Annotated in this window: 13 protein-coding genes; 10 read left to right on the forward strand and 3 right to left on the reverse strand. The window is 63.7% G+C overall.

Going from position 1 to position 13,258, the window contains the following annotated elements; genetic code table 11:
- The first annotated feature begins 257 nt into the window (after window positions 1-257).
- Genes HHL27_RS14980 through HHL27_RS14990 form a run of 3 tightly spaced genes read left to right on the forward strand, consistent with a single transcriptional unit; the run spans window position 258 to window position 1,777 of the window.
- Window positions 258-503, forward strand: a complete 246-nt coding sequence (locus HHL27_RS14980; RefSeq protein ID WP_010890945.1) for an AbrB/MazE/SpoVT family DNA-binding domain-containing protein — start codon at window positions 258-260, stop codon at window positions 501-503.
- Window positions 500-889 carry a type II toxin-antitoxin system VapC family toxin gene (locus HHL27_RS14985; RefSeq protein ID WP_010890946.1) on the forward strand — a complete coding sequence of 130 codons (390 nt, stop codon included), beginning with the start codon at window positions 500-502 and terminating at the stop codon, window positions 887-889. Before HHL27_RS14980 ends, HHL27_RS14985 begins: the two co-directional genes overlap by 4 nt.
- A 15-nt stretch (window positions 890-904) precedes the next feature.
- The gene (locus HHL27_RS14990; RefSeq protein WP_010890947.1) at window positions 905-1,777 is read left to right on the forward strand and encodes a hypothetical protein; all 873 of its coding nucleotides are present in this window, start codon (window positions 905-907) and stop codon (window positions 1,775-1,777) included.
- Window positions 1,778-1,789: 12 nt separating this feature from the next.
- Here HHL27_RS14990 and HHL27_RS14995 read toward each other — a convergent pair whose 3' ends face one another.
- Window positions 1,790-2,065 (reverse strand): hypothetical protein, encoded by a 276-nt coding sequence (locus tag HHL27_RS14995; protein WP_010890948.1) that lies wholly within the window; start codon window positions 2,063-2,065, stop codon window positions 1,790-1,792.
- Between the two features lie 19 nt (window positions 2,066-2,084).
- On the reverse strand, window positions 2,085-3,596 hold the full coding sequence (locus HHL27_RS15000) for a Fic family protein (RefSeq protein ID WP_143004972.1): 1,512 nt from the start codon (window positions 3,594-3,596) through the stop codon (window positions 2,085-2,087).
- A gap of 959 nt (window positions 3,597-4,555) precedes the next feature.
- On the opposite strand from HHL27_RS15000, the gene HHL27_RS15005 reads away from it, so the two are divergent.
- Both HHL27_RS15005 and HHL27_RS15010 read left to right on the forward strand, forming a co-directional pair.
- Complete coding sequence (locus HHL27_RS15005; protein WP_206069646.1) at window positions 4,556-5,599, forward strand: DUF2493 domain-containing protein; 1,044 nt, start codon at window positions 4,556-4,558, stop codon at window positions 5,597-5,599.
- A gap of 433 nt (window positions 5,600-6,032) precedes the next feature.
- Window positions 6,033-6,344 carry a hypothetical protein gene (locus tag HHL27_RS15010; protein ID WP_010890953.1) on the forward strand — a complete coding sequence of 104 codons (312 nt, stop codon included), beginning with the start codon at window positions 6,033-6,035 and terminating at the stop codon, window positions 6,342-6,344.
- 128 nt (window positions 6,345-6,472) lie between these two features.
- Here HHL27_RS15010 and HHL27_RS15015 read toward each other — a convergent pair whose 3' ends face one another.
- Window positions 6,473-6,640: a hypothetical protein gene (locus HHL27_RS15015; protein WP_240959861.1), complete on the reverse strand. Its 168-nt coding sequence runs from the start codon at window positions 6,638-6,640 to the stop codon at window positions 6,473-6,475.
- A 514-nt stretch (window positions 6,641-7,154) separates the two neighbouring features.
- Between HHL27_RS15015 and HHL27_RS15020 the strand changes: the two genes are divergently transcribed.
- Genes HHL27_RS15020 through HHL27_RS15040 form a run of 5 tightly spaced genes read left to right on the forward strand, consistent with a single transcriptional unit; the run spans window position 7,155 to window position 13,252 of the window.
- The gene (locus HHL27_RS15020) at window positions 7,155-7,445 is read left to right on the forward strand and encodes a ribbon-helix-helix protein, CopG family (RefSeq protein WP_010890955.1); all 291 of its coding nucleotides are present in this window, start codon (window positions 7,155-7,157) and stop codon (window positions 7,443-7,445) included.
- Entirely contained in the window at window positions 7,432-9,762 is a 2,331-nt protein-coding gene (locus HHL27_RS15025) for a type IV secretion system DNA-binding domain-containing protein (protein WP_010890956.1), read from the forward strand. The genes HHL27_RS15020 and HHL27_RS15025 overlap by 14 nt, the downstream gene beginning before the upstream one ends.
- A 3-nt stretch (window positions 9,763-9,765) precedes the next feature.
- Window positions 9,766-12,807, forward strand: coding sequence for a MobF family relaxase (gene mobF, locus HHL27_RS15030; RefSeq protein ID WP_010890957.1), 3,042 nt, complete (start codon window positions 9,766-9,768; stop codon window positions 12,805-12,807).
- A 38-nt stretch (window positions 12,808-12,845) separates the two neighbouring features.
- A complete protein-coding gene (locus HHL27_RS15035; RefSeq protein ID WP_234007470.1) occupies window positions 12,846-13,046 on the forward strand; it encodes a hypothetical protein in 201 nt (66 codons plus the stop codon).
- Between the two features lie 2 nt (window positions 13,047-13,048).
- Window positions 13,049-13,252 (forward strand): hypothetical protein, encoded by a 204-nt coding sequence (locus tag HHL27_RS15040; protein ID WP_010890958.1) that lies wholly within the window; start codon window positions 13,049-13,051, stop codon window positions 13,250-13,252.
- Window positions 13,253-13,258: the final 6 nt, after the last annotated feature.

Consider the following 13,258-nt stretch of genomic DNA (forward strand, 5'->3'; position numbering starts at 1 on the left):
CGTCGTAGCGAACGGAGTGGACACGGTCGCTGATACTGTTGAAAGACCCCCGTGACTGCAAGCCTTTCGCCATCACACTGGACACAGTTTACATGGACAGTTATGGTATCGGTATTAACATAAGATATATTATCAATCCGGACGATCGTGCCATAATGCGGTGCATGTGACACGTTTTCTGTTTTATGGCATAAGATGCAATTCATGTCCGAACATTGCCTCGTGTAGGGGCATGCCAAGCGACCTGGAGCACTGCCATGACGGTTCAAGTGACGATCACGCCAAACGGCCGGATGAGCCTGCCTGCCGATATCCGCAAGCGGCTCGGCCTCGCTGGTGGCGGCGCCTTGCTGGTCGAGGAAACCGAGGACGGCGTCATCTTGCGAACGGTCGCGCAGTCCATCGCTCACGCGCAGGCGCTCGCGAAAAAGTACACGGGCGGCAAGTCCGAGGCCTCGGTCGATGCCTTCCTTGCCCGCCGCCGTGAGGAATCCGGCGAATGAGCGAAGTGGTGCTCGATGCCTCAGCGCTCCTTGCCTTGCTCCGGGACGAGCCCGGAGCCGACAAGGTTGCCGACGCCATCGCGGATGCTCGCATGTCCAGCGTCAACTTTGCCGAAGTCGTCAGCCACTTCATTCACGCCGGCATGCCAGCGGGCGAAGTCGATGCGATGCTGAAACCCTTGCCGATGGCCATCGTCGATGCGGACCACGGCCTTGCCACGATCGCCGGACGCTTGCGCGCCGCGACGGCCGAAGCCGGCCTGTCGCTCGGCGACCGGTTCTGCCTTGCACTGGCCCGCCGCGATGGCCTCCCAGCCCTGACTGCGGACAAGCAGTGGCGGACCGTTGCCGCCGCCGCCGGGGTTAGCGTCGCAGTCATTCGCTGAGGGAAGGCAATTGAGATGACGTCCAAGCAATCCGGCTCCGACCTCGAGCGCTTCCCGGATTGCGATGGACTGCGCAAGCTTTCCAGCAGCGGCGGCGGCGGCAGTTCCGACGATATCAACGAAGCGCAGCAGTTTGCCTATGACGCTTGGGACGAGCCTGACCGGACGCGTCGCAATTTGCTGGCCCGCAAGGCCCTCGCCCGGTCGCCGCTTTGTGCTGATGCCTGGCTGCAACTCTCCGAGCTTCGCAATCTCTCGGACTCGCAGCGCCGCGAATATCTTTTGCGTGCGGTTTGCGCCGGTGAACTCGCGGTCGGCGAACGACGATTTGCCGAGGTCAAGGGCGATTTCTGGCTGGTTCTCGATACCCGCCCTTATATGCGCGCGCGTTTCGCGCTGGCTCAGGATCTCTGGTATTCTTGTGACAAGGGTGAGCGGATCGCCGCAATCGCCCACTTGCACGAGATGCTCGACCTAAATCCGAACGACAATCAAGGTCTGCGCTACGTCCTTCTGATATGGCTAATCCGGTCGGATGCCTATCAGGCAGCGGAAGACTTGCTCGACAAGCACCGTGATGAAATCTCGGCCTTCATGGAATTCACCCGCGTGCTGCTTGCCTACCGGATGCAAGGCGACTGCGAGCACACGCGCGACATGGCGGCGAAGGCCTACCTCGCCAATCGCCACATCCCGCACTATCTCGCCAACTCAGGGCTTTGGCACGAGGGATCCGGCACCTATTCGCCCGGCCGCGAGAGCGAAGCTGCATGGTATGCTCAGGAACTCGGGATCGACTGGTTCTGCACCCATGGTGCCATAGAGTGGCTTGCTCACTGCACGGACAGGGAACCCGTCCGCAATCGCGATGGCGAAACGCTCCATTGAACGGTTAGCGCCTTAGCGCGGTCCGCTTGCGTCCTCATTCGCCTGGTCCAGCAGGTCCATGAACGTGCGTGCCGCATCGCGGTCGCGATCGTCCTTGAAGGCAACATCGAGGTCGGGTGCCGAGCCCAGCATGTAGAGCAGGGACCACATCGCGAATCTGCGGCCCTTGTCGGGCTCGAGCCCGAACTCGACCTGCATCCGTTCGACGCCGCTGGCCATTGCTGCGGGTGAAACCGCTCCGAGATCATCGGTCCCAAAGAAGCGCCGCATCTGGTCGTCGAATTCCATGTTCAACCTTCCTGCCTGATCATGTGCGGCCAAGTCCGATGGCTACGGGCCGAAGCTTTGCGTCCTCACCCTGATCGAAGGCGTTGCTGGCCATCAGCATGGCCCGCGCCGATTCCAGGGTGCTCCAGTCAACGGCGTGCGTGAATGCTTGCGCGACATCGAGCATGCGGATCAGCGGCGCTGTCTGGCGATTGTGCGAGAATGCCTTGAGGGCGCTCAGGTAGTCGGTGCGATAGGCCGTCGGGATGATGATGCGCTCTTCGCCATGCGCCAGCAGCTCGGCGTTCATCATGATCCGCGCGATCCGGCCATTGCCGTCAGCGAAGGGATGAACTTCGCTGACCAGCGTCATCATGAAAATGGCCCGTTGGAAGGGTTCGCCTAGGGCCTGCAAGAAGCCGAAGCCTCGATCGAGCGTACCTTCGACCAGATCGGGCGCGACGAACACTGTCGCGCCCGCTTGATTGCCGCGTTGCTTGAAGGCTCCCGGCAGCTTGTCAGGGCGCGCTTCCATAACGGCGGCATGTCGGTCCATGAGCAATTCGCGCAAGGACGCATAATCGCTTGGCAGAACCTTCATGCGGACCAGGTCCGAAACCACTCGGAAGGTGCCAAGTACGTCATGCGCGTCCGCGGGCCGTTCGGTCGGTATGACACCCTCGAAGACAATATCGGCGGCTTCTTCGACGCTGAACTCGGTGCCCTCGATGAAGTTCGAAAAATAGGCTTCGTAAAACGCCAGGGTCGAGGTCGCCTCTGCGCTACGCGCGGGTACGGGCCGGCGCTCCGGTACGGTCTCGCGCAATGCCGAGAACAGCTCTTCGAACATTTCGACGCGCGCCGGGTCGAACGGATGCCCCGCCAGACGAGCCTTGCCGATTTCGCTCTGCATCACCGCTTCGCGAGTCCCGAGTAGCGAGCCGATCAGGCCGTCGAGCTCGGCGGCCTCGGCCTCGTAGTCGAGTGCCGATGCAAGCGCCCGCGCATCGTCACGCAGCCGATTGATGGCCCCCTCACCCTGGCTGCGCAGCATCCGGTCGAGCCGCTCTTCCAGTTCGGCGCGGGATACAGTTCTCGATATCCGGCCACCGCGCCCGCGCGTCGGCCGCATGTTTTCGAGATAGGCCCTGGCCGTCGAAGCTAGCCGGACCCCACTGAACGGGCGATCACTGTCGAGAGCTGCAGGGCCCGACCTCGGTCGCAAGACAAGGCCTGGCAACTCGGTTTCGCGTCGCTTCGACGAGATCAGGAATACCGAACCATCCTCGGCCGGCTTTCCTTCCAGCGCTGTGCGATCGGCAATGATCGCATCAGGATAATATGCGGCGACGAGGTTGTACCAGTTGCGCCGCACCAGTCGTTCAGGTTCCTCGCCGAGATTGCGAGTGTAGAGGCGCGAGCCAAGTTTGCGCAATTCCCCGCGCTCCACCGCCTGATAGACAGCTTTGGAGATCGCTGCGTCCGAAACGAAAACTTCAGGGAGCGCCGCGAGCGAATTTCTGGACATTGTTTGCTCCTTGCGGAGCCTCATACCTGAAGATTCGAGATTTAAGAAGCGCTTTATGCGACAAAATGATACTTAAGACGCAATATGAGCGAATTTTCGCGAATTACGCACTGGCCCCGGGATATGGCCCATCTGCACACTGCGCCACCCGCGCACGGAGCGCCGCGAAATATCGCTGATCAGCAGGACATCCCGGCGCAGATTGTGCCCCTTCCCGCAAGATTGCACGAAGGCGCTGCCTGTCCCGGTTTCGCCGGGCCAGTTCATCATGGGGGGCAAGGCTCGCCTTGGACATGCCTCGTATCCTAACATTCCAAACAGATTTGGCGAGCCTGTGCATCTTATCCTCAAAGCAATTCCCCTTCCCCCAGCGCGCTAACGAATGAGCGGCCCCGTCAAGATTGCCGCACTCGGTCCCGCGCGCCCTTGCGGGCTGCGCTCCTGCGGGTGCGAAGTTCCTCGCGTTGGGCCGCCGGCACTCTTGCACTCCGCCTTCGTCGCCGCCCCGCGCCCGTGCGATGCACCGGGCCACGGGCCGACTGACTGTCTCCGGCAAGGGGTCCGCTTTGTGTTGGGCCGCGCCAGAATTGGCGCAGCCAGAGCGCCCCGCCGCGCGCCCATGACCGTCCTCGTTCAGGATGGTCAGGCGGGGCGTAGAGGAGTGGCGTTTTGCGGTTAACCCCGAACGCCCAGAGGGGTGCGGGGGCAAAACCGTAATCTCTCTCTCATCTCGGTGGCTGAGCGAAATCAGCATCGCCATAGCATGACGCCTGGGAGATTGGCGGCCGTCAAGGATCGCGGGTGCCCCCCGATTTTGGCCTGCGGCGGCTAACCGCCTTGCGAGCAAAAATCGGCTCCCCCCGCGCCCGCTGTTCGCGGCGGCAGCGCGTTCGCGCCGCCGTCCCTGACTGCCTGACTCCGGCGTCCCTCCGATGGGCATCTTTCATCAGTGTGATGAGAGAAAATTCCTTTTGGAGGTTATCATGACGGACCGTTTCTCGAACTTCGCCGACCTTGCCGAACACTATGCGCGTGAAATCGCCACACCCGACTACGCCCGGGCATTCATGGAGCAGACCGAGTTTGCCAAGCTCTCGATCGAGCACGAACCGAGCAGCAGCGAAATGCCCGATCCCGAGACCGCGCAATCAGCCATCGAGATGATGCTGGCAACGGTCTTCGACCTGTTCCGCGACACCCGGATGGAGGATTTCGCCAGCGAGGTCGCCTGGGGGATCGCCAACAGCTTCCACGTCGTCGCCAAACGCCTCGATGACCGCGAGGATGCGATGGCCAACCGGCTGCAGGAGAAGCTGCGCGAATACGATCCAAGCGAGGTCTATGCGACCGACCTTGAAGACCTGACCATGCAGGCCCGCAGCCTCGCCGAATGCCGCGACGCGATGGAATGCATGCGCGACCATGCCGCCCGCATCTACCTCGTCGAGACCGGCCGGCCCTTCTCGCCGGTGCGCGGCTCGCGGGTCTCGTCCAAGACCAACGCCTCGATGATCGAGGCGCGCGACTATCTCGCGGCGCAGAAGGCACAGCGGCGCGAGCAGTTCGCCCCCTCAGAACCAGTCGTGGTGTTCTCGGGCGGGCAGCAGTTCACCGACATTGCCCTCGTTGAAGACTACCTCGATGCGATCCACGCACGGGTGCCGTCGATGGCGCTGGCAACCACCGCCCAGAACAAGGGCGCGGACGTGATCGCAGCCGCCTGGGCATCGCGCCACAATGTGCCGGTGATCCTGTGCAAGCCCGATACCTCGCGGGGACCTTCGGCGCCCTATCAGCGCAATGCGCGCATGCTGGCCTTCAAGCCGGTCGAGGCGGTGGTGTGTAGCGGCGGCGGCATTCAGGCGAACCTTGCCGACCGGCTGCGTGAGGCCCGCATCCCCCTGCATATCGTGCGCGACGCATCGGCCCAGCACGAGCCTCCGGCGCAGCGCGCCAAGGACCCGGCGCAGGCTGAACGCCTAGCGATGAAGCGGGTTGCCAATGGCGACGATCTCCCGCCGTTCTGAGCGGGGGCGCCACCTTCCCAATCAACCAGAAGGGTGTCCGGTCTCACCGCCGGATGCCCTTCTTTTTTGTCGATCGGGACGCACGAAATAATGGCCCGGCTCGCTCGCTTCTTGCCCCCGCCTGTAACGGCCTTGCGGCCTGCTGGCAGGGGCGCGAAGCCTTCGCATCGGCCGGGCAGGCAACACCCGTGTTTGGGGCGACCGGGGCGCTGACCAACAGGGTTAAACACTCTCGCAGACTTGCCAAGCATGATGGCCGCCATTGGCCCGCGTCAAGAAGGGCAGTTCCCCCAATTTTTACGCCTGAAGAAGGCGAAAAAATCGGCACCCCCACCCCCGCTGCGCGGCGGGCCGCGGGCGACCCGTTCCTGACCCGGACCAAGCTCGGCCATCCCCGAGGAGACCTCTTCAATTCCTTTGACAGGAGGCTCACATGAACGCTCTTACCAAGACCCTCGACATCCCGGCTTTCGACCCCATCAGCTATGACGCCGCAGTACGCGCCGCCAGCATCAGGGCCCAGCACAGCTTCTTCGACCAGCACGTCATCGAGGACGAGTTCGGCTGCTTCCTCGCCATCGACGAAGGCGATTACAACGCCCTGCCCCAGGACCTGATCGACCGGATCGTCCATTCCGTCCCCGGCATGATGGCTGACGACTTCGACGAGGCGAACATCGCCCGCGCCGCAAGCTTCATGAGCGTGGTGATGGATCCCGAATGGGACGCGGATTGCCCGTTCTGAAATGACCAAAGTTCGCAGCGCCGGAGGGCTCCGCTGAGGGGCTCTCCGGCCCCCCTTTTTTGCGTGTCCAGATAAAGCGCAGCCGGGGCATCGAACCCCGGCTGCGCTGGCCTTTTGCAAGGCCGGTTTCAGCTTGCCCGAAGGCGTTTCTCGGCTTCGTCCAGACCGAGCTTTGCGAGAGCGGCGAAGAAGCCTTCGACCCTCTCGAACGGCGCCTTGCCGAGAACCGATTTCTGCATCAGTTCAACGCTTGCCGCCCGCTCGCTGTCACGCAGTTTCGCCTCGCGCGTTTCCAACGCTTGACGCTCCTTCGCGATCGCTGCTCGTTCCGCTTCGAGACTTCCTTTCCTGGCCATGATTGTACCTCTTGGGTTGGTGCTGAAACCTCCCGCGCGCGAGGATCGTCATCCTGGCCAGCTTGGCAAGCCCCCTGCCCTGTATCGCCCCGGTCGGATCTGCAGACTGCGTGCAATCCTGCGGCCCAGGCTACCGTTGGCAGGCCGTGAAAGGCCCACCCGGATTCGGGCAAAATCACCAAAACCCGCGAGCCATCAACGCTACAGGATCAAGGGGAAGAGGTGCAGACCGTACACGGCAGGACCGTCTGGAAAATGACGGAAATGCGTGGGTTTGGGCCAAGAGCAAATGTCCGACGGGGTCTGACATCCTCCAAACCCCGCAGAATACCGTCATTCCTGCGTCAGACCCTGTCTGACATGGCCCGCTGACACCCTCGGCATTGCCAATGAGACCCGCATAGCCTAAAACGGCGCTGCGCAATTCCCACCAGGCCCTGATGAGGGTCTGGTTATGGCAGATGAAGTCCGGCTCACGGTTCGGATACCGCGCGACCTCGCAAATGGCGTCGAGAAGGTTCAGGCTGCGCGCGGCCTGACGCCCTCGATCATTCTGCGCGACGCGCTCACCCTGTACCTCGAAGCCTTCGCCGGCAGCACCGAAACCGAGCGGCGTCGGCAGTTCTCATCCGAGTATCTGTTCCTCGGCATCGATCTCCTGATCCAGCGCCAGTTTCCCGATGCGCATGAAGCCCTGATGGCGGAAGCCGACCGCCGCGTGGAGGCGCTCTATGCGTCGTCCTGACACCTGGTCCGATCAGGCCCGCCCCGGCCAGCTCAAGCACCATTCGGCGCGCGGGAACATGCCGCGCAACGCGGGCAATTTCACTCGCGGCTCGCAGCTCATCACGCACGAATTCCTGATGTGGTTTTCCTCGGCGAAGATGCCGCTGCTGGTGTGGTTCTTCACGTTCCTGATCGCGCTCTCGATCGTCCTCGCGCTGCTGCTTCACGAGCATGAAGTGCAGATGATCCTGATGCGGATCTATGCGGAGGGATGGAGCTTCATGGAGTTCAGCCCGCGCAAGATCCTCAACCTAACCTTGCCCTCCGGCCGCGTGATCCCTGCCCCCGTTTCGATGATCGCCAGCCACCCTGATGTCGTCATCGCCTGGAACAAGCTGATGCGCGCAATTTGGGGTTCGCTGTTCATCTCGCTGTTCGTCGCGGTGCCGCTTTCGGTCTGGTTCATCGACCTCTCGCGCAAGCGCGGCAAGGCGATCCTCGAAGAACGCCACCAGCGCGGCGCGATGCTGGTCGACGCCAAGGAGCTTGCCGCCGTGATCAACCAGCACAACAGCGCCGCGCTTGCCCAGGAGATTGCCGAACGGATGCCCGGCAAGACCATGGACGACGTCATGAAAATGAGCTTTGCCGAGCGCAAGGCCGCCGGCATCCACCACGTCTACAACATCGCCGGCGTATCGTTTCCGTGGCGGAGCGAACAGGCTCACACGATCATGATCGGGTCGACCGGGACCGGCAAGACCACGCAGATGCGGGACATGATCGCGCAGATGCGCGTGCGCCAGGATCGGGCGGTCGTGTTCGATCTTACCGGGGCCTACGTCGAGGCGTTCTATAACCCCGAGACCGACACGATCCTCAACCCGATGGACGAGCGCTGCCCGAGCTGGTCGCTGTTCGACGAGGGCAAGAACTACGCCGACTTCACCGCGATCGCATCAGCCATCTTGCCGACCGACGGCGGCGGCTCGGACCCCTTCTGGATGCTGGGAGCAAGGACATTGTTTGTGCAGACCTGCGTCCAGCTCATGAAGCTCGGCCAGGCGACCAACGCCGCACTCGCCTACCGGCTGATGATGGCCGACCTTGAAGAGGTCCACGAACTGCTTCGCAATACCATTGCCGAGCCGCTGACCGCGCCAGTCGCGGCGCGCATGGCCGAGTCTGTCCGTGCAGTTCTCAACACCAATGCCCAGGCCTTGTTGTTTATTCCCGAAGGCAAGGAACCCTTCTCGATTTGCGACTGGATTCGCCACCAGGACAAGCCGGGCTCGATCCTGTTCATTACCTCTTCGCATAACGAACTGGTGCTCAACCGGGCGCTCTTGTCGCTGTGGATGAACCTTGCGGTGCATACCCTGATGCGGCTGCCGCGCACCCGGTCATTGCGCACCTGGTTCTTCTTCGACGAAGTCCATGCGCTGCACCGCCTGCCAGCGATCGAAGACGGCTTGCAGACTGCGCGCGGCTTTGGCGGCGCCTTCGTGCTCGGCATCCATTCCTTCGCCAAGCTAGCCGAGACCTATGGCAAGGAAGGCGCGCAGAACCTTGCCTCGCTGGCCCGCACCAAGCTGATCCTGGCAGCGGCCGATCGCGACACCGCCGAGCACTGCTCGGACTACATTGGTCACCGCGAAGTGCGGATGATGGATGAGGCCTACAGCTACGGCTATTCCAACATCCGCGACGCCGCGACCATTACCCCGCGCTCGGAAGTGCAGCCGCTGGTGATCCCCGATGACATCATGCGCCTGCCTTCGCTGCGCGGGTTCCTGGTCTTTCCGGAAGGGTTCGATGCGGCGCGGATCAGGCTCACCTACAAGGACTACCCCAAGGTCGCAGAGGGCTACATTCTGCGCGAGAACGTCGAGCCTATCGAGTTCATCTCCATGCCCAAGGGTGACGATGAAGTCGCCGAGACCGGCGGCCGGGACCGCAGCGGCGAACCGGAACTGGAGCCGCGCGGCGAAGACCTTGGGCGCGACCCCGCAGTGCCGTTGTCACCGGCGCTCGAGCCCGACGCCAATGCGCCGGAAATCATGCCCGATGGACCAAATCCTGATCCCAGTGTCGGCAAGCAGATGGCATTTCGTCTGGAGCAAGCGCCTCAGAACGAACGCACCAATAGCCGCGAGCAGGACCCGAGTCAGAAGGCTGAAAAGAGTTCCGCGTCCAAGCCTGCCGCGCAGCGCACCGTCGGGTCCCGCGAACTCAATGACCCCGCCATCCCCGACAAGGAATCTGAGCGCGGCGCGAAGACCGCCAAGGGGATCGAGGACCAATCGCATTCCCGTGACGACGGACCGGAGCTCTAGGCCATGCACTCGATCGCCTCCGTCCGGTCGTCGAGCGGCGCTGCCGACTACTTCGCCAACGACAACTACTACTCGGCCGATGAGCACGCGGAAGCGGGGGTCTGGGGCGGCGAAGGTGCGCGCGCGCTGGGGCTTGAGGGGCAGGTCGAGCGCGATGCGTTCGAGGGCGTGCTCAATGGGCGGCTGCCCGACGGCGAGATGGTCGGGCAGGTCGAAGGTCGGCGCCTGGGTCTCGATCTCACCTTCTCGATGCCCAAGTCTGCCTCGATCCTGGCGCTGGTCAGCGGCGACCGGCGGATCATCGATGCGCACCTGGCGGCGGTCAAATCGACCATGTCGCAGCTTGTCGAAAAGCAGTTCGCCGAGAGCCGCAACTATGAGCGCAGCCGCAGCGGCGAACCCCAGAAGACCGGTAACCTCGTCTATGCCCTGTTCGCCCACGATACGAGCCGCGCGCTCGATCCGCAGGGGCATATCCACGCCGTCGTCGCCAATCTGACTCGCGATCCCAAGGGCACCTGGAAGGCGCTGTGGAACGGCGAGATCTGGAAGAACAACACCACGATCGGCCAGTTCTACCACGCCGCCTTCCGCGCCCAGTTGCAGAAGCTCGGCTACGAAACCGAGGCTGCCGGCAAACACGGGTCGTTCGAGATCAAGGGCGTGCCCGCCGAGGTGATCAAGGCCTTCTCGACCCGCACCACCGAGATCGAGGCGAAGATCGCCGAGGTCGGGGCAACCCGCCTCGAAACCAAGAAGCAGATCACGCTTTATACCCGCGATCCCAAGCTGGCGGTCGAGGATCGCGGCGCACTGGTCGAGGGCTGGCAGCAGCGCGCGGCCGAGCTCGGGTTCGACGGCAAGGCTCTTGTTGCCGCAGCCAAGGCGCGCGCCGAAGTCGAGGCGCGGCCGAGCTTCCGCGAGACGGCCACGGCCGCGATCGGCGAAGTTTCGACCCGGATCAACGCCGCGCTGCGCACCCCAAGTCCGCTTGCCGTGAGCGGGGCCGCAGCATTGTTCCTGTCGGCCGCCACCATCAAGGCTCAGCACGCCACCGCTTCGGCGATCCGTCATCTCTCCGAGCGCGAGGCAGCGTTCTCGCCGCAGGCAATCCTGGCGAGCGCGCTGGGGTTCCATATCAAGGGCCTCGAGGGCGGCGCAGTGGTCCAGCGAATTGGCGAGCTCATTCGCGACGGGCACCTGATCCCCGGCAAGTCGGACCGGCTCGACGGGCACTCCGATCTCGTGACCACGCCGGCCGCACTGGCCATGGAGCAACGCATCCTTGACACCATCGAGCGGGGTCATGGCGAGGGCCGCGCCTTCATGCCGCCCGAGGCGGCGATGACCCGGCTGCAGGAGGCCGCGCGTGAACTTGGGCGCGAGCGTGCCGGGGTGGACACCTGGCAACTCAACGAAGGCCAACTCGCGGCGGGCGTGGCGATCCTCTCAGGCGGCGATCGCTTCCTCAACGTCCAGGGCGTCGCCGGTGCGGGCAAATCCACCCTGCTAGGCGCACTCGACAAGGTGCTGGACGCGGAAGGCGTGAAGCTTGTCGGGCTCGCTTTCCAGAACAAGATGGTCGCTGATCTGCGCGGTGGCGGCGGTCAGGGCATGTCGGCCGACCAGATGCGCGAGGCGGGGATCGAAGCCTATACCATCGCCCGGTTCCTCAATACCTACAGCTCGGCGGCCGCTGCAGGCAGCGGCGAGCGCTACGAGGCAGCGAAGGCTGCGCTCGCCAATACCGTCATCATCACCGACGAAAGCTCGATGGTTTCCTCGCGCGACATGCTGCGCCTGGTGACGCTCGCCGAGCAGCTCGACCTCGCCAAGGCGCCGTTCATGGGCGACCGCCAGCAATTGTCGGCGATCGAGCAGGGCAAGATGTTCGCGGTCTCGCAGGCCTCTGGTCAGGCGACCGTGCGGATGGATGAGAACATACGCCAGAAGAACTCGCCGCTTCTCCTCGCAGTTGCGGGGCTCTCGAACGAGGGCCATGCCGGCCTCGCACTTGACCTGCTTGCCGCGCACGGCCGCGTAATCGAAGCAGGGCCCGACCATGTCGCCCGCGCCGCCGAGCTGTGGCTCTCGCTCGAACCCGACAAGCGCGAAGCGACCGCGATCTTCACCGCCGGGCGTGACGATCGCGCCGAGATCAACGCTCGGGTCCAGGCGGGGTTGCTCAAGGAAGGGACATTGAGCGGCGCGGGCGTGCCGCTGGCGACCCTCCAGAGCGTCAACGCCACCCGCGAGGAGCTGCGGTTCGCCTCGACCTACCGGGTGGGTCAGGTGCTTGAGGCGCGGATGGAGGTGCGCGAGATCGGCCTCAAGGCCGGCGAATACCGGGTGAGCGAGGTGCGCAAGGACGGCAAGGTCGTGCTCGAGCGCGATGGCAAGCGCAAGGTCATCGATCCTGACCGGATCAATCCCGATCACCGCTTCGACCGGCTCGGGCTTCATGAAGAGAAGCAGATCCGCCTCCACGACGGCGAAACCGTGTTTTGGCGTGACAAGGACGGGTCCCGAGACATTGCCAAGTCGACCTACGCCACCGTGCTCGAGGCGCGAGCAGAAGGCATCCGGGTCGAACTTGCGGACAAGCGGCAGCTTGTCCTGGTCCCCGGCGATCCGATGCTGCGCCGTCTCGACCTTGGCTATGCGCTCAACGCTCACATGGCGCAGGGCATGACCAAGCCACAGGCGATCGAGGTCATCTCTTCGACCCAGCGCAACCTTGCCACCCAGCGCACGCAGAACGTCCTCAATACCCGCGCCACTGACGACATGACCGTCGTCACCAACAACCTCGAAGGCCTGAAACAGCAACTCGACCGCACGCCCGGCAACAAGACCTCAGCGCTCGAAGTCACCGGTAAGGTCGAGGTTGAGCCGCGCCATGTGAACCCGATCGATACCCGGCAGGTGCCCGAACTCCGCATGAGCCCCGAGCTCAAGGCCAAGCTCGACGCAGTGCTCGGCAAGGTGGCGGAGGCGCCGGTGAAGCAGATGCGCCCGGAAAAGACGCTGGGGCTCGACCTGTGAGGGCTCGGTTTGCCTTTTCTCCCGACGCCGCGGGCCGCGTGTTCGATCGCGCGCAGGCAACTCTGGTCTGGCTGGCGGTGCTGGTTTTCTTGTCTTCCGAGCCGGCGGTGCGCGGCCTGGCGATCGCCGCGATGCTCGCCGTCGCGCTCGCGGCAACGGTGGTCGCGCTCCTCGCTGAGGCCGCCCCGTCCCTTCCTCAATCGCCAACCCCTCCCCCGGCTGCCCATCCTGGAGACTGACCATGGCCTACGAGCATGACGAAATCGGCGACTTTGCCAGCGAGCGCGACGCGCAGGACTGGGCCGAGCGCAACAACATCGATCCATCAGATCTCCACTTCCGCGCCCGCGGCAAGCGGGGTGTCACCCTGAGCGTGCGCCGGTCGGCGCTCGGGGATTCATCGCAAGCCGACCTCTCGTTCGGTCGGCGGACCGGCTTTTTCTGAAAACCC

It is taken from the genome of Novosphingobium olei (genome assembly GCF_012927405.1).
GTDB classification, from domain to species: Bacteria; Pseudomonadota; Alphaproteobacteria; order Sphingomonadales; family Sphingomonadaceae; genus Novosphingobium; species Novosphingobium olei.